Here is a 16,108-nt window from a genome sequence, read left to right as displayed (position 1 = left end):
CCGGGTGGGCCGCCCGGCCCTGAGGGGTGGACGCGCGTAGAGCGGCCGAAAGCGCGCCTTGTGGCAACCCCTGGCGGAGCCGAGGATTCCCCTCGTAGCACGCACTTGTCAGGTTCATGGCGGGGGCGACCATCCCCGTCGCCCCACCGCCGATCGCACTCCACCGTGAGCCACCCACCCAGCGGCTCACCCCCCATGGAGGATTCTGTGAACCGTTCGTCCACCACCCGCGGCCGCCGCCTCGCCAAGGGCACCCGCATGCTCGCCGTCCTCGGCGCGTTCGTCGCCGCGACCGCCCTGGCCGCCCCCACCTCCTCGGCGCAGCCGGCCGACACCGCCCGCGCCGCCGCGCTCACCGTCACCAGCGACGCCGTCCTCCGGGCGGACGTCCCCGGCACCGCCTGGTACACCGACCAGGCCACCGGCAAGGTCGTCGTCACCGTCGACACGACCGTCTCGCCGGCCGAGATCGCCACCCTCCGCAAGGCCGCGGGCGAGAACGCCGCGCACCTGAGGATCGAGCGCACCGCAGGCAAGATCAACAAGCTGATCGCGGGCGGCCAGGCCATCTACGCGGGCGGCGGCCGCTGCTCCCTCGGCTTCAACGTCCGCAGCGGCAGCACCTACTACGCCCTGACGGCAGGCCACTGCACCGAGTCCGGGAGTACCTGGTACACCAACTCCGCCAACACCGCGCTGCTCGGCAGCCGGGCCGGCACCAGCTTCCCCACCAACGACTACGGCATCATCCGCCACTCCAACGCCTCCGCCGCCGACGGGCGCGTCTACCTCTACAACGGCAGCTACCGCGACATCACGGCCGCCGGAAACGCCTACGTCGGCCAGTCCGTCCAGCGCAGCGGCAGCACCACGGGCCTGCGCGGCGGCACCGTCACCGGCCTCAACGCCACCGTCAACTACGGCAACGGCGACATCGTCTACGGCCTGATCCAGACCAACGTCTGCGCCGAGCCCGGCGACAGCGGCGGTGCGATGTTCTCCGGGACGACCGCCCTCGGCCTCACCTCCGGCGGCAGCGGCAACTGCTCCTCCGGCGGCACCACCTTCTTCCAGCCCGTGACCGAGGCCCTCAGCGCCTACGGCGTCAGCGTCTTCTGACCGGCCCGCTCCCACCCGCACGTCTCCCACGCGCCCACGCCGGAACCTCCGGCGTGGGCGCGCCCCTTGTCGGGCCACGGCGTGAACACGCCCTCTCACAAAAACCGGTGACGGACCGTGCGACGACCACCGATGACCGGTCGGCCGGATTGATCGCGGGACGCGGGGGTACGCGGAGCGCATCCAACCCACACGGGAGGAGAACCATCATGGGTCTGGGCATATGCATCATCCTGATCGCGGTCGGAGCCATCCTCACCTTCGCGACCGACTGGCAGGCGGAGTCGGTGAACGTCGATCTGGTCGGGCTGATCCTCATGGCCGTCGGCATCGTCGGAACCGCCGTCTACACCAGCATCCTGCGCCGCCGCCGGATGGTCGTCCCGCCCGTCGCCCCCACGGTCACCGAGGACGATCGGCGGGACCTGCTCTGACGTGCCCCCACCCGGAACCGACGGCCCGCCGGCGGCCCGACGGCCAAGCCGTCAGACGAGCGGCGGCACCGCCTCGGAGACGGGCGGAGGTCTGGGCGGAGTGCCCTCGCCGAAGGGCCGCCCGCCGAGCGCCTCCCGCCCGTGCGGCGAGAGCCAGCCGCGCGGGTCCGGGCCGCGCGGCACGATCCCGGTCGGGTTGATGGCGTGGTGGACGACGTAGTAGTGGGCCTTGATCTGCGCGAAGTCGATGGTGTCGCCGAAGCCGGGCGTCTGGAACAGGTCGCGCGCGTAGCCCCACAGCGCGGGCAGCTCGGTCAGCTTCTGCCGGTTGCACTTGAAGTGCCCGTGGTAGACGGCGTCGAAGCGCACGAGCGTGGGGAAGAGCCGGACGTCGGCCTCGGTGATGCGGTCGCCGACCAGATAGCGCCGCCCCCGGAGCCGCTCCTCCAGACGGTCCAGCCGCCCCCACAGTCGCGCGTACGCCTCGTCGTACGCGTCCTGCCCCCGGGCGAACCCGCACTGGTACACCCCGTCGTTGACGTCCCGGTACACGGAGTCGGCGACCTCGTCGATCTCGTCGCGCCACCGCTCCGGATACAGGTCCGGCGCGCCCTCCCGCTGGTGGGCCCGCCACTGGCTGCCCAGGTCGAGCGTGATCCGCTCGAAGTCGTTGGTGACCGCCTGGCCGCTCGGTACGTCGACGATCGTCGGCACGGTGACGCCGTTCGGGTACCCCGGCTCGCGCCGCTCGAAGGCCTCCCGCAGCCGCTCGATGCCGAGGACCGGGTCCCGGCCGCCCGGGTCCAGGTGGAAGGACCAGCTGCGCTCGTCGTGCAGCGGCCCCGCCACCCCCAGCGACAGCACGCCCTCCAGGCCCATCAGCCGCCGGACGATCGCGGCCCGGTTCGCCCACGGGCAGGCCCGGGCGATGACCAGCCGGTAGCGCCCGGGCTCCACGGGCCACCCGTCGCGCCCGTCCGCCGTGACGCGGCTGGTGAGATAGGTCCGGTCACGCTCGAACGCGCCCTCGCCGGCCATGGTCCGTCCTTCCTCGCGGGCGCCGCACGAACCTCACGCGGGCCCCGTTTCCAGCCCCCCGGTAGCGCGTACGCGCCGTACGCCGCGCCCCGCTGCTACCCGCGCCCGACCGGTGTACGCCTCGCGGCACCCGGTGATCGGGAGGTCAGGGAACGGGGGCCGGCCGCGGGGGAGCGGACGCGGGCCGGCTGTCGCAGTCCGCGAGGATCCCGTCCCAGAGCGCGACCCGGGCCGAGAGCGCGCGGCGGACCGTGTCGGCGCACTGGGCCCATCGCGCGGGGTCCTCACCGCACAGATCGATCAGCATCTGCATGGCCATGGGCGTGTGCTGCTCGCCGTCGACCTCGATGTGGCGGGCCAAGTAGTCCTTGAACAGGGCGAGTCGGTCGTTCGCGTCCTCGATCCGGACCACCTGCCCGAACATCTCGGGGATCAGGTCCTCACGGCCGAACGCGAAGGCCGCGGCCTGGCAGTGCACGGGCTCGTCCTCGATGATGCTCCAGGTCACGGCCATGAAATCGGTGGCCGCGGAAGGGACGTCGGCCGACTTCGCCGCCTCGGCGACACCGGTCCCGGTGCCGAGCGACCGCAGGAACCGGCTCACCGGACCGGTGTCGGCTCCGCTCCGGGCCATGCCGTCGAGATACAGCTCGAAGTGGCTGGTGTAGCCGTCGCCGAACGCGTCGCTCTCCTCGACCAGGACGATCTCGTTGATGAGCCGACGGCTCGCGGTCGGCCCGTTCGGCAGCCACGGGAGGTCCACACAGGTCAGCCGCCGCTGCAGAGACGTGAGCAGCGACATGAAGTCCCAGACCGCGAACACATGGCGTTCCTGGAACGTCCGCACCCGCTCAAGGGAGTTCAGCTCCCGGTAGACGGGGTGGCCGACGACCTCCCGGCGCACGGGCTCGATCGCCTCGCGCAGCGAGGTCAGGCCCGGGTGCGAGCGATCCCAGTGGTAACGGTCGGAACTCATGACGGCTCCAGAGAAACGGGGCGGCGTAGGGGCGTCCGCCGGGGTGCGACTCTCACGCTCCGACGGAGTGGCTCACGCTATGTGACGGCCGACCCGATCCGACGCCGTGGACCACGGGACCCCGCGAAGCCGCGCCAGCCCGGTGGCCGCATCCGAACGGTCCGGTCCCGCGCCCGGCAGAGGAGCGGCACGTGCCCCGGCCCGCCCGGTCTGCCCGAACGGTACGGGCCTGCCGGCGACGGTCCGGTCTCCTCGACCTCCTCGCGCCGCGACGCCGGCACCATAGGGTTCGGCCGCTTCCCTCCGTCGGACCGAAGCACCTCTTCGAGGGAGCCCGTCAACGGAGCATCGCTCGTGACACCTTCGGGGGAAGCCGCTCGCCTGTGGCTCGGGCGCGCGGGCGCCGGTCATTCGCCCCCGCAGCCGCCGCACCCTCCGCAGGAGTCGACGACGTCGTCCACCCAGGAGCCGTCCGGCCGGCTGCCGGTCCTGCGGGGCCGCGGCGCGGGGCGCGGCCGGTGCTTCGAGGCGAGCACCGCGCGGCGCGTGCTCTCCGGAACGGCGGCCCGCGCGCTCTCCACCCGCGCCCGGCAGTGCGCGTCGAGCGACGGCCATCGGCGTCGGTCGTCCCCGGGCCACAGCGCCGTCACCGCCGACAGGGCCATCCAGACGATCAGACACACGAGCAGCCACCCGGCCTGCCGCGCGTCCTCGTCGAACGGCACGGGTGCCTCGGTCACCACGACGTGCAGCCCCATGAAGAAGGCCGACAGGGCGGCGAAGGCCGCGATCAGGGGCCTGCTGAGACCGGTCGTCATCGACAGCCCCGCATACGGCTCCCGTTCCCGCAGGAGCGTGCGGAACGCCTCGAACCGGGGATGGTCGGGGATCTCGTGGACCTTCACACCGGGGGCGCCCCCGGCCCCCTGGACGAACGCGGTGAGCAGCGGGTCGCGCGGCATCCTGCCCGGGGAGGCGAGCCGCAGGCCGCCGTCGTCCGCGACCCCGAGGAAGCCGTCGGCGGCCAGGACGAACACCGCCGCCTCCGCCGCGTCCCGCGCGTCACCGGTCAGATACGCCGCACGGACCGGATCCACGCCCCGTTCCGTCATGGCACGCACCCTGCGCCGCGCTCTGCGGTCACGGGCGAGACAGTAGACGCCGCGCAGGACGTTGCAGGCGCCGAACACCAGCACCCAGAAGGTCAGGATTCCTTCGCCGTCGGTCAGCAGCCACTCCACCGTGTGCCCCCCAGCTCCCGGTGCGCGGCTCCCTGGCCGACCCGGCGGCGGTCGGCCGCACGGTGGCGTCCAGCGTAGCCGTGCGGCACTCGCCCGGGCAGAGGGGGCGTCCACCCGGTCGACGCTTCGGCCCTGGTGCGAGCGCGGTCCGACTCCGCGCGCGACCCGGCCCCGCCCCACCCCGCGACGGTCGGACAGTCGCCGCCCGTCCCGCGTGTCCGCGCCGGGGAAGAGGCAGGATGGCTTATGTGGTGATCTATGGGTACTTCGGAGATTCGGTGTGGAGCGGTGAGCCGTCGCGCGTTCGCGGCGGCGGTCATGGGGGGCACGGCGGGGCTGTTGCTCGGCGGCTGCTCGTCGGGTGCGACGGGGCCGTCGAGCCCGACGAGTCCTTCGGGGACGGGGGGCGGCGGCGTGGATGAGGAGGAGGCGCTGGCGCGTGCGTACACCTTCCTCGACCGTCGGGTCGAGGAGGCGGCGGGCGGCACCCGGCAGGGCCTGCCGCGCAGTTACACCGGCGGCTGGATGGAGACCCACCACTCCACCGTGGCCTTCACCTACGACGTCGCGCTCACCGCGATCGCCTACTGCGCGCGCGGGACGGACGCCGACCTGAGGCGGGCCGGAGCCCTCGCCGGGACCCTGCTCGCCCTCCAGGAGGGTGATGCCGCCGGTGACGGCCGGGTCCGCCAGTCGTACGTCTCGGGGAAGGTCACCGCGGCGGACGGACTGCCGGCCGTCGCCGCCGCCGACTCCTTCACCGGCGCGCAGGCATGGACCGGCCTGGCCCTCCTCCACGTCCACCGGGCGACGGACGGCGCCGCGTACCGGTCCGGCGCGCTGCGGCTCGCCGAGTGGATCCAGGACCACACGGCCTCCACGACCGGCACCCCGGGCCACACCGGTGGCGTCCCCGCCTCCGGTTCGCCCCTGACCTGGAAGTCCACCGAGCACAACGTCGACGTCGCCGCCTTCTTCCGCGGTCTCGCGGACGTCACCGGCGACCGGGCCTGGGCCGACCGGTCGGCGGTCGCGACGGGTTTCGTCGACGCCCTGTGGGACGCGGACGCCGGCGCCTTCTGGACCGGCACCGGCACCGACGGCGCCACCGTCAACCGCTCGCCCGTTCCGGAGGACCCGCAGAGCTGGTCCTACCTGGCGACCGCCGACGCCCGGCACGCCGGGTCCCTGGACTGGGCCCTCACCCATCTGGCCGCCGAGGACGGCGGGTTCAGCGGGGTGTCGGTCAGCGACGCCGACACCTCCAAGGTCTGGTTCGAGGGCACCGCCCACATGGCGGCCGCCCTCCGCCGCCGCGACGGCGAAGGCGACGCCGCGCGGGCCGGCGACCTCCTCGCCACCCTCCGCTCGGCCCAGGCCCACGCCCCGAACGCCGACGGCCACGGCATCGTCGCCGCCTCCTCGGACGGGCTGCGCACCGGTGACGGCGACACGCTGTACGCCAGCCTCCACACCGGGACCACGGCCTGGTTCGCGCTCGCCGCGCAGGGGGCCGACCCGTTCCTCCTGGAGTGAACCCGAGGGAATCCGGGGTCAGGTCAGCCAGAGGGCGCGGGCCGTCAGCAGGGCGGCGACGAGCAGCACCGCCAGCAGCTCCCACCAGAAGAGCCGCCGGTCGTGCCGCCGGTCCTCGCCGGTCAGCCCCGCCACGTGCCGCGCCAGATCCTCGTCCGCCCCCGGCCTCCCGGGTTCCGCCGCCGTCATCGTCCCGCCGCCACCTTCCCGGTCTTCTCGGTCTTGTCCCACTTCAGTTCCGCGTTCCGCCGCTCCTGCACCCAGGCCGCCACCAGGCAGGCCGCGAGCAGCGACCCGTACCCCACCAGGTGCAGCAGCACCGGCGCGAGGAACCGCGCCCGGGTTCCGGTGAGCAGTTTCGCGAGCCAGGCGAGGGGCAGGGCGAGGCCCATCCAGGCATAGACCACGATCATCAGGAGCTGGGGCGACCCGTCGTCCGTGAACAGTCCGGCCTTCTCCAGGAGCGGCAGGAAGACCGCGGGCAGCGCGGTGATCACGAGGATGCAGGTGGAGACGACGCCGGGGTAGAACAGCGCCTCCCGCCAGCACCGCCGGAAGGTGCCCGGGTCGACGGCCGCCGCCATCAGGATGATCAGCAGGTAGCAGACGAGGTTGATCACCCACAGCCAGTGGAAGAGCTGCCACGAGCGGTCCGAGTCGGTGAAGTAGAGGTAGAGCAGCGAGGCCGAGCAGACCGTCAGGAGCACCGGGGTCGCGAGGAGCGAGTACCAGATCAGTCCGAAGAGGACCGAGCCGAGCCGGTGCCCCTCCCGCCGCTTCCACGGCCGGAACCACAGGTGGCGGTAGCGGTGGGTCACCTGGAGGTTGCCCCGGGCCCAGCGCAGCCGCTGCTTCCACAGCCCGGTCAGGTCGCCCGGCTCCTCCGCCAGCACGGTGGCGTACCCGTCGAAGACGACCCGCCGCCCGGTCAGCTGGGTCTCGAAGGTGGTGACGGTGTCCTCGGCCAGCGTGGACGTGTCGATCCGGCCGCCGATCGCCTCCAGGCTCTCCCGGGTGTGCAGCTGCGCCCCGCCGGCCAGGCAGGCGAGGACGCCGAGGACGTTCTGCGCGCGCCGGGCGGCGGCCTGGGCGGTGATGTACTCGAAGGCGATGTAGCGGGTCAGGTAGTTGCCCTGCTTCCCGCTGCCCTCCTTGATGTACGCGGTGACGGTGCCGACCTCGGGGTCGGCGAGGTGGCGGGTCATCCGCAGCAGGGCGTCGCGGTCGAAGACGACGTCGGCGTCCATCACGAGGACGGCCTCGGCCCAGTCGTCGTCGAGGACGTGCGCGAGGCCGTGGTTCAGGGTGTGGGCCTTGCCCTGGCCGCCGTTCTCCCGGCGCAGGTGCACCACCTGTCCGGGGTGCCCGGCCATCAGTTCCCGCATGACCTCCGGGGTCGCGTCGGTGCTGGCGTCGTCGACGACCACCACCCGGACGCGGTCCGGCGGGTAGCGCATCCGGAGCAGCCCCTCGACGGAGGAGGTGAGCACCGGGGCCTCGTTCCAGGCCGGGATGAGGACGGCGGTACGGGGCGTGTGGAGCGGCCGGTCCTCGTACAGGTGCCGGAAGCGCTGGAGACCGACCAGCAGGAACTGGACGACGGCGACCACCAGCGGCACCGCCCCGAGGAGGACGAGGACGGTCGTGACGACGTGCAGGATCTGGCTCAGCGTGTGCACCGTTCCTCCGGTGTGGACCGTACGAGCGCCTCCGGGCCCGAGGGGAAGCGGCCCGCGGCCCGCGCCCGGTGGACGCCGCCGCCGGCCCGGACCAGGGGCGCGAGCGGAGCCGCGCCGACGCCGTCCTCGTCGAGCGGGGCCCGTACGGAGCCGTGCCCGTCGGAGTGGTCGGTGGGGGCGGGGAGGCCGGTGCGCGGCGGGGCCTCCGCCGCAGCCGCCCGGCCGGTCACGCCGCCGCCTCCCGGTCTCCTTCGACGGCCGGCGGGGCGGACTCGGTGACGTCGCCCATGTCGCCGAGTTCGCGCGGGGCGAGGACGACGTCCTGCCAGTGGCGGACGACCGCGGTCTCGCGCTGGAGGACGCGGTCCGGCAGCTCCATGCCGAGGAGCGAGGCGACCGCCCACTTCGGCATGTCCACTCCGGCGGCCACGGTCAGCGACATGCCGCCGGGCGGGCGGGGGTTGACCTCCAGGAGGGCGGCCTTCCCGGCCCGGTCCTCGCGGACCTGGACGTTGAGGACGCCGCGCAGCCCGAGGGTGCGGACCGTGTCCTCGGCGATCCCGGACAGCTCCGGCAGGTCCAGCACGCGCCCGGCCACGACGATGCCCGAGTCCGTCTTGTCCCGGGCGCGCGGCACGGCCGCGACCACCCGCCCCGCCGCGTCCGTCAGCACGTCGACCGAGTACTCGGTGCCCGGCAGGAACTCCTGGAGCAGGTACGAGCCGTCCTGCGGCAGCCCGGCCAGCTCCCCGGCCGAGCGGACGAGGACGATCCCGCGCGACCCGGAGCCGGTGCGCGGCTTGGCGATCGCGGGGAAGCCTCCCGCGGGCTCCGCCGCGCCCGGCGCGCCGACGAGCCGGGTGTCCGGCAGCCGTACCGCGCCCTGGCACGCCTCGGCGAGCCGCCACTTGTCCAGGCAGGTCTCCAGGGCCTCGGCGGAGGAGACCAGCACCCGCACGCCCGCGGCTTCGAAGGCGCGGGCCGCGTGGGCCAGCGCCACCAGCTCGGCGTCCACGGTCGGCACCAGGACGTCGATCTCGTGCCGCGCGCACAGCCGCAGCAGCGCCTCGGCGTAGCCGGGGGCGGCGCCGGGCGGCACCAGCATCCGGTAGGCGCGCGGGACGAGGTACAGCCCCGCGCCGTTGGGGTCCAGGTCCGCCGCGTACCGCTCGGCCGCGCCGTCCAGGGCGCGCAGGAAGCACACGCCGGACGGCCCGCCCGCCCCCGTGACCAGGACCCGGGGCGGTCTGCCCAGCGGCAGCGTCAGGTCGGGCACCGGGGCGGGCGCGGGGTCAGAGGAGGACGGGGTTGCGCTCATGGACGAGCTCCAGGGGTTCGGCGTAGCGGGTCTGGGAGAAGCGGCCCCAGTAGCGGGCGGTGGAGCGCAGCAGGTCCTCGTCGAGGTACCAGCGGCTGGACGCCTGCGAGTCGTGCGCCGCGATCGCGGCGAGCTTGGCCGCGACGTCGACCTCGCTCAGTTCGATGAAGCGGTTCGGCCGGTAGGACACGGTGGCCGACGGCGACTGGTAACAGGCGAGCCGGGCCACCTTGCGGCAGGCCACGAGGGTGGCCCGGTGCACGGCACGGTGGTCCTGGTGGGTGTCGCTCTCGGAATGCACGACGACGACGTCCGGGGAGACGTCGGCGACCGCGCGCTCGACCGCCTCCACGGTGGACCGGTCGTCCACCATGGAGCCGTCGGGGAGGTCCTCCATGCGGAGCCGGGCGCCCAGCGTCTCGGCGGCGCGGTGCGCCTCCTTCCGGCGCCGGGCGGGATCGCCCCCGTTTCCGCCGCCGGACATGGTGAGGACGGTGACGTCCCAGCCGCTGTGCGCGCGGCGGTGGATGGTGCCGCCCATGCCGATCTCGACGTCGTCCGGATGGGCGCCGACCACCAGCATCCGCAGTTGCCCCTGTCCGGAGCCCTCGACGCCGAGCGGGTCCGCCCGTTCCGCGACGGCCCGGGCGACGGCCACCGCCAGTCCCTCCGGGTCGGAGCGTTCGACCAGGTCGGCGGCGCGGCCGCGCAGGGCGGCGACCGCCAGCCGGGCGCTGGGGGCGTCGTCGGTGACGATCACGGGGATCCCGGGATGCTGGGCCCGCCAGTCCTCCAGGAACCGCCCCAGCGAGCCGTCGTCCCCGCCGAATCCGGTGTGCCAGACGGCCGCGTCCCAGAACCGTACGGGGGCGGGCGGGGCACCGCCGGCCCGCAGGAACTCCTCCGGCGAGCCGACGGTGTGCACCGAGGCGGCGCCGTGCTCGCGCAGGGTCCGGGTGAAGCGCGCGGCGGTCTCCGCGTTCCGTTCGCCGAGGAGGATGTGCGTTCCGGCGAGAGGGGAGGGCCCGGCGCCGCTCAGACCAGTCACATCCGAAGAATCGAACATTTCGGGCATATGGTGCACATTACAGTGTGAGGTCGATCTCTCCACCGGGACGAAGGCCCTGACCGGCGCGGCCCTCCGACCCCGGGCGACGAGACGGCGACCGAGCCCCGTCCCCTCGGCGGCCCACGGAAAGGTCCTGCCCCATGGAGCCCGTCCCCACCGGCCAGGACCCCCGATCGGCCCTGGACCGCCAGGCCCTCCGCGCCCTCCTCGACGCCCAGCGCGACCGCATCGGGGTCTACGCCCGGACCCGCCCCTCCAGGCCGCACGCCCCCGCCGACCCGTCCGCCGATCCGCCCCCACCCGTCCCCGCCCCCGTGCAGGAACTCCTCGACGCCTTCCCGGCGGCCGCGCTCCTCGTCGCCCCCCTCCTCGGCGCCGACGGCCGGATCACCGACTTCCTCTACCTCACCCAGAACACCCGCGCCGTCGCCTACTCCCGCACCCACGTCCCCGCCGCGTCGGTGTCCCACTGGTCCGGCCCGGTCCGCCTCTTCGACCGCTTCCCCGTCCTGGAGGACACCGGCCTGCCCCGCATGCTCGCCGACGCCCACCACGAACGCGCGCCCCAGGGCCCCGAGATCGTGGAGTGGTTCATCCCCCGGGCCGAAGGCCCCCCGGCCCGGCTCAGCAACGACGTCGTCGTCGCACCCTGCGGCGACCACCTGCTCGTCACCTGGGAGCCCGGCCACCGCGTCCGGATGGCCGTCGCCGCGCAGAAGCTCGTCCGCACCTGCTGGGCGGAGTGGAACGTCGCCGACGGCACCGTCGCCCCCTCCCTCGGCTTCGGCCACGTCCTCGGCCTCGCCCCCGGCGTCCCCGTCCCCGCCGACCTCCTCGCCCTCGCCGACCTCGCCGTCCCCGCGAGCCTCCCCGAGCTCTACCGCCTCCTCTACGACGTCTTCCTCCGCAAGCGCCGCTCCGAGTGCGCCCTGCGCCTGAAAGGCGGCTACGAGCGCGTCATCCGGGTCGTCGCCGAACCGGCACGGCCCCGCGGCGGACCGGTCTGGGCCGTCCGCGCCGTCCTCGTCGACATCACCGACGACACCCGCCGCCGCGCCCTCGCCGAAGCCGCCGGCACGGAGGCCCGCCGCCAGCGCGCCCGCGCCGAGGCCCTCGCCGAGGTCGCCGACTCCCTCCGCGAGGCCGTCCTGCCCCGCTCCCCGGGCGGACTCGCCTCCTCCGGCATCGACACCGCCGTCGTCTACCGGCCCGACTCCACCGGCTCGGGCGTCGGCGGCGACTGGTACAAGGCCCGCAAACTTCCCGACGGCCGACTCCTGCTGGCCCTCGGCGACGCCCGGGGCCACGGACTGGACGCGGTCACCCTCATGGCCAAGCTCCGCTACGCCCTGGCCGGACTCGTCTACACCGACGCCCCCGTCGAACAACTCACCCACTGGCTCAACGACATGGCCTGCGACGACGGCGTCGAATCCACCGCCACCGCCGTCATCGCCCGCTACCACCCCGAGCGCGGCCTGCTCCGCTGGACCTGCGCGGGCCACCCCCTCCCCGTCCTCCTCAGGGACGGCCGCGCCACCCTCCTGCCCGCCCCGCCCGGAGGCCCCGGACTCACCCTCGGCGTCCTCCCCGACCAGCCCTACTCCGCCTCGGAGACCCCGCTGGCCGAGGACGACGTCGTCCTGCTCTACTCCGACGGCCTGATCGAACGCCGCGCCACCGACCCCGACGAGGACACCACCCGTCTCCTCGACGCCGCCGGAGACCTCCTGCGCACCCGCCCCGCCCTCCGCGACCACGCCGGCCTCCAGGCGTACGCCGACGCCTTGGTGGCCCGCCTCGACGGCCCCCACCGCTCCGACGACGTCACCCTCCTCGCCCTCCGCCACACCACCCACCGCCCCTCCCCGGAAACCGACGAGCCGGAAACCGACGAGCCGGACACCGACGAGCCGGACACCGACGAGCCGGGAACCGACGAGCCGGAAACCGGCCGATAGCCCCGGCCGCGTCCGGCGTCCGGCGGAACCGGCAGGCCCGGTCGCACCGGGCGGTCCCGGGTGCGGACGCCCTGCCGAGGACAGGTGCACGGAGCCCGGCCGGGGCACCCGTATCGGTGGAATGACCGATGTGCGGCGGAGGCCCGCCCGGAGAGAGTCCTCGGAGATCGTTCACGGGTGCCCAGGGGGCGCCCGGTCTTCGAAAGGACCCTGCTGTGGGTACGTATGCGGATCTGGTCTTCGTCGGCGGACGGGTGGTCACCGTCGACGCGGAGTTCTCGGTGGTCGAGGCGCTGGCGGTGACCGGCTCGGTCATCAGCGCCGTGGGCACCCGGGAGGACGTCGCCGCGCTCATCGGCCCCGACACCCGGGTCGTCGACCTGGAGGGCGCGACGCTGCTGCCCGGCATCAACGACTCCCACCTGCACGGCTGCGCCTTCGGCATGGCGAGCCCGCCGCTCTCGGTGGAGGTCGGCCACTCCGCCGTCTCCTCGCTCGCCGAGGTCGCCGGGGCGGTGCGCGAGGCCGTCGGACGGGCCTCCGCGGGGCAGTGGATCACCGGACACGGCTGGGACACCGGCTATCTCGCCGAGTGCGTCGCCGACCCGTCCCGGCACCCCGCGCGCGGCGACCTCGACGCCGTCAGCCCCGACCACCCCGTCGTCCTGTACTCCTTCTCCGGCCACGCCACCTGGGTCAACTCCAAGGCCCTGGAGCTGATCGGCATCGACCGGCACACCGTCGCGCCGCCCGGCGGGGCCGTCGTCACGGACGAAGCAGGGGAACCGACCGGCCTGCTCCACGAGGGCGCGCAGGCCCTCGTGCAGAACGCCCTGCCGCCGCTCGACCGCCAGGAACGGACCGACGCGATCAAGTCCGCCCTCGCCACGCTCGCCCGGCTCGGCGTCACCAGCTACACCGAGCCCGGCCTCGGCCCCGGCGGCGACGGCATCATGCGCGGCGCCCTCGGCACGGAGACCCTGGAGGTCTACCGTCGGCTCCTCGCCGACGGCGAACTGACCGCCCGCGTCGGCGTCCTGCTCCTGCCCACCGGCATGGCCGGCACCGCCGAGGAGTTCGCCCGCACCCTCGACGCCCTCGACGTCGCGGGGGAGGACGACCCGCGCCGCCTCGCGATCCACGGCGTGAAGGTCTTCGCCGACGGCATCGTCCCCAACAAGACGGCCTGGATGCACGAGCCGTACGTCGGCGGCGGCTGCGGCTCCCTCTGCGTCGGCGGCGACCTCGACGACGACCGGATCGCGGAGATCGGCGCGATGATCCGGCACGCCCACGCAGCGGGACACCAGCTCGGCGTCCACGCCACCGGCGACCGGGCCATCGACACCGTCACGGACGCCTTCGCCGCCGCCGCGGCCGCGCACCCGCGCGACGACGCCCGCCACTACGTCATCCACGGCGACTTCCTCACCCCGCACGCCATGAAGGTGCTCGCCGCCCACGACTACGGCGTCAACATGAACCCCACCATCAAGTGGACCGTCGCCGACATGGAGGAGGAGTTCGTCGGCGCCGGCCGGGCCGCCTACGCCTGGCCCTACCGCGACGCCCTCGACGCCGGCGTCCGCGTCGCCAGCGGCTCCGACGCCCCCGTCACCCACCCGGACTGGCGCCAGGGCGTCGCCACGATGGTGCTGCGCGAGTCCAAGGCCGCCGGCCGGGTCAGCGGTCCGGAGCAGCGCATCGCGCTGGCCGAGGCGATCCGCACGTACACGATCGACGCGGCCTGGCAGGACTTCGCCGACGACTGGAAAGGCTCCCTGGAGACCGGCAAGGTCGCCGACCTGTGCGTCGTCGAGGGCGACCTGCTCGGCGCCGACCCCCACACCATCCCCGACATGCCCGTCGTCCTCACGGTCCTCGACGGACGGGTGGTGTACGAGGCCCGGCCCGCCGCCTCCTAGCCCGGACCTGTACGCAGCCCGGCCCGACAGGCCCCGCGATTGACGTCACCCGAACAGATGATCATCCTGGGGGGATGGCAGCACGGCACAGCACAGCGGACATCCTGGACGCCGCCGTCCACGTCCGCGAAGCCGCCAGGAGCGCCACCGCCGGCGCCACCGGCGTCGACACGGTCCTGGCGGCGCTGTCGGAGGTGGTCGAGCACGACCACGCCTCCCTCACCCGCTGGGACCCGGCGCTGGGCCGCCACACCACGCTGGCCGGGAGCTATCCGGCCGACGCCACGGCGTACATCGAGACCCGCCTCCACCGCGACCCGGTCTTCCCCGTGCTGCGCAGCCCGGCACGGGGCGGCCTGTGGCTCGGCGACGTCCCCGAGCCGCTCCTGGCCGCCTCGCCGGGCTTCCAGGACGTGCTCGCCCCCCTCGGCATCGAGGACGGCGTCGCCCAGTGCCTCTTCGCCGCCGACGGCCGGTACGTCGGCATGCTGAACGTCAGCATCCGCAGGCCGCGCGCCACCCCCGACCCGGCCCGCGCCGTGGTCACCCTGCTCACCGAGTCGCTCGCCGCCGCCGTGGACTCCCGCGAGGCACCCGCGCCCGCGGGGACGGGACCGGGTCCGCGACGGCCCGGCGGCCTGTCGCCGCGCGAGCTGGAAGTGCTGGCCGAGCTGACCGAAGGGCGCACCAACCGCCAGATCGCCGCCCTGCTGTACATCACCCCGCGTACCGTCGGGACCCACATCGAGCACATCCTCGCCAAGCTCGACCTCCCCAACCGGGCCGCGGCAGCCGCGCAGGCGGCGGCGTGGGGGATCACCTCGCCGCACTGAGCGGCCGCGGAGGGCGGGAGCGGCGGGGACCGGCGAGCGGCGGCGGGAAGCGGCGGAGGGAAAAGCGAGGAAGCTGCCGGGAGCATCGAGCAGCGGCGGGGAGCGGCGGGTACCGGCGAGCAGCGGCGGGGAACAGCGGGGAACGGCGAGCGGCCGCGGGGAGCGGCGAGGAGGCGGAGGGGACGTGGAGTGGACGGTCTGGGCGGGCCTGGCGGCGGGCCTCCTGATCTCGGTCGTGACCGCCCCCGTGGGGGTGTCCGGCGCGGTCTTCCTCCTGCCGGTCCACCTCAGCGTCTTCGGCGTGCCGAACCCGGCGGTCACCCCGACGAACCTGCTCTTCAACGTGGTGGCCGGCCCCGGCGCCCTCTGGCGCTACCGCCGTGACGGCGCCCTGCGCGGCCCGCTGGCCCGGCGGCTCGTCGCCGGCACCCTGCCGGGGGTGGTCGCCGGTGCGGTGATCCGCGTGTACGTCCTCCCGGGCCCGACCGTCTTCCGGCTCCTGATCGCCGCGCTCCTCCTCCCGCTGGGCGCCTGGCTCTTCGTGCGTACCCTCCGCCCGGCCCGCCACCGGACCGGCGCGGCCCGGGAACCCTCCCCGGGCGGTCTGACGGCCCTCGCCCTGGCCGTCGGCGTGGTGGGCGGGATCTACGGCATCGGTGGCGGATCCCTCATCGGCCCGGTCCTCGTCGCCCGGGGACTGCCCGTCTCCCGGGTGGCCCCGGCGGCGCTCGCGACGACCTTCGTCACCTCGGTGGTCGGCGCCGCCGCGTACGCCGTCCTGTCCCTCACCGGCTCGGGCGACATCGCCCCCGACTGGTGGCTCGGCCTGGCCTGCGGACTGGGCGGTCTCGTCGGCGGCTACCTCGGCGCCCGCCTCCAGCCCCGCCTCCCCGAACGCGCCCTCCGCCTGCTCCTGGCGACGCTCGCCACCACCGTCGGCGCCCTCTACGCCGTCCAGGCCCTCATCTGAAGGCCCCGT

The 16,108-nt window shown here is 74.5% G+C and carries 15 protein-coding genes; 7 read left to right on the top strand and 8 right to left on the bottom strand.

Annotation, left to right across the window (positions count from 1 at the left end; all coding sequences use genetic code 11):
- The first annotated feature begins 258 nt into the window (after window positions 1-258).
- Complete coding sequence (locus IE321_RS09425) at window positions 259-1,119, top strand: S1 family peptidase (protein WP_226652997.1); 861 nt, start codon at window positions 259-261, stop codon at window positions 1,117-1,119.
- A 209-nt stretch (window positions 1,120-1,328) separates the two neighbouring features.
- Window positions 1,329-1,553, top strand: coding sequence for a DUF6458 family protein (locus IE321_RS09420; RefSeq protein ID WP_190222461.1), 225 nt, complete (start codon window positions 1,329-1,331; stop codon window positions 1,551-1,553).
- A gap of 51 nt (window positions 1,554-1,604) precedes the next feature.
- Here the strand turns inward: IE321_RS09420 and IE321_RS09415 are convergent, their stop codons facing one another.
- The 3 genes from IE321_RS09415 to IE321_RS09405 form a co-directional block, all read right to left on the bottom strand.
- Window positions 1,605-2,591: a glutathione S-transferase family protein gene (locus IE321_RS09415; protein WP_190222460.1), complete on the bottom strand. Its 987-nt coding sequence runs from the start codon at window positions 2,589-2,591 to the stop codon at window positions 1,605-1,607.
- A gap of 145 nt (window positions 2,592-2,736) precedes the next feature.
- A complete protein-coding gene (locus IE321_RS09410; RefSeq protein WP_190222459.1) occupies window positions 2,737-3,567 on the bottom strand; it encodes a DUF3050 domain-containing protein in 831 nt (276 codons plus the stop codon).
- Between the two features lie 407 nt (window positions 3,568-3,974).
- Entirely contained in the window at window positions 3,975-4,808 is an 834-nt protein-coding gene (locus IE321_RS09405; RefSeq protein ID WP_190222458.1) for a DUF2207 domain-containing protein, read from the bottom strand.
- A 414-nt stretch (window positions 4,809-5,222) separates the two neighbouring features.
- Here IE321_RS09405 and IE321_RS09400 point away from each other — a divergent pair, with 414 nt between their 5' ends.
- Window positions 5,223-6,344 carry a hypothetical protein gene (locus IE321_RS09400; RefSeq protein WP_190222457.1) on the top strand — a complete coding sequence of 374 codons (1,122 nt, stop codon included), beginning with the start codon at window positions 5,223-5,225 and terminating at the stop codon, window positions 6,342-6,344.
- A gap of 18 nt (window positions 6,345-6,362) precedes the next feature.
- On the opposite strand, the gene IE321_RS09395 is transcribed toward IE321_RS09400, so the two are convergent.
- Genes IE321_RS09395 through IE321_RS09375 form a run of 5 tightly spaced genes read right to left on the bottom strand, consistent with a single transcriptional unit; the run spans window position 6,363 to window position 10,389 of the window.
- Window positions 6,363-6,533 carry a hypothetical protein gene (locus tag IE321_RS09395; protein ID WP_158983523.1) on the bottom strand — a complete coding sequence of 57 codons (171 nt, stop codon included), beginning with the start codon at window positions 6,531-6,533 and terminating at the stop codon, window positions 6,363-6,365.
- A complete protein-coding gene (locus IE321_RS09390; protein ID WP_226652951.1) occupies window positions 6,530-8,023 on the bottom strand; it encodes a glycosyltransferase family 2 protein in 1,494 nt (497 codons plus the stop codon). The genes IE321_RS09395 and IE321_RS09390 overlap by 4 nt, the downstream gene beginning before the upstream one ends.
- Window positions 8,011-8,253, bottom strand: coding sequence for a hypothetical protein (locus IE321_RS09385; protein WP_190222456.1), 243 nt, complete (start codon window positions 8,251-8,253; stop codon window positions 8,011-8,013). The genes IE321_RS09390 and IE321_RS09385 overlap by 13 nt, the downstream gene beginning before the upstream one ends.
- On the bottom strand, window positions 8,250-9,341 hold the full coding sequence (locus IE321_RS09380) for an ATP-grasp domain-containing protein (protein ID WP_190222455.1): 1,092 nt from the start codon (window positions 9,339-9,341) through the stop codon (window positions 8,250-8,252). Before IE321_RS09380 ends, IE321_RS09385 begins: the two co-directional genes overlap by 4 nt.
- Window positions 9,316-10,389 carry a PIG-L family deacetylase gene (locus IE321_RS09375; RefSeq protein WP_190222454.1) on the bottom strand — a complete coding sequence of 358 codons (1,074 nt, stop codon included), beginning with the start codon at window positions 10,387-10,389 and terminating at the stop codon, window positions 9,316-9,318. The genes IE321_RS09380 and IE321_RS09375 overlap by 26 nt, the downstream gene beginning before the upstream one ends.
- Window positions 10,390-10,550: 161 nt before the next feature.
- Here IE321_RS09375 and IE321_RS09370 point away from each other — a divergent pair, with 161 nt between their 5' ends.
- The 4 genes from IE321_RS09370 (at window position 10,551) to IE321_RS09355 (ending at window position 16,099) form a co-directional block, all read left to right on the top strand.
- Window positions 10,551-12,371, top strand: coding sequence for a PP2C family protein-serine/threonine phosphatase (locus IE321_RS09370; RefSeq protein WP_190222453.1), 1,821 nt, complete (start codon window positions 10,551-10,553; stop codon window positions 12,369-12,371).
- Window positions 12,372-12,586: 215 nt separating this feature from the next.
- Entirely contained in the window at window positions 12,587-14,296 is a 1,710-nt protein-coding gene (locus IE321_RS09365) for an amidohydrolase (RefSeq protein ID WP_226652950.1), read from the top strand.
- A gap of 74 nt (window positions 14,297-14,370) precedes the next feature.
- Window positions 14,371-15,129 (top strand): helix-turn-helix transcriptional regulator, encoded by a 759-nt coding sequence (locus IE321_RS09360; protein ID WP_190222451.1) that lies wholly within the window; start codon window positions 14,371-14,373, stop codon window positions 15,127-15,129.
- A 184-nt stretch (window positions 15,130-15,313) separates the two neighbouring features.
- Complete coding sequence (locus IE321_RS09355) at window positions 15,314-16,099, top strand: sulfite exporter TauE/SafE family protein (protein ID WP_190222450.1); 786 nt, start codon at window positions 15,314-15,316, stop codon at window positions 16,097-16,099.
- Window positions 16,100-16,108: the final 9 nt, after the last annotated feature.

This window comes from Streptomyces hydrogenans (assembly GCF_014656075.1).
Lineage (GTDB): Bacteria > Actinomycetota > Actinomycetes > Streptomycetales > Streptomycetaceae > Streptomyces > Streptomyces hydrogenans.
The sequence above is the reverse complement of the archived record's forward strand: the minus strand, read 5'-3'. Positions and strand labels throughout refer to the sequence as shown.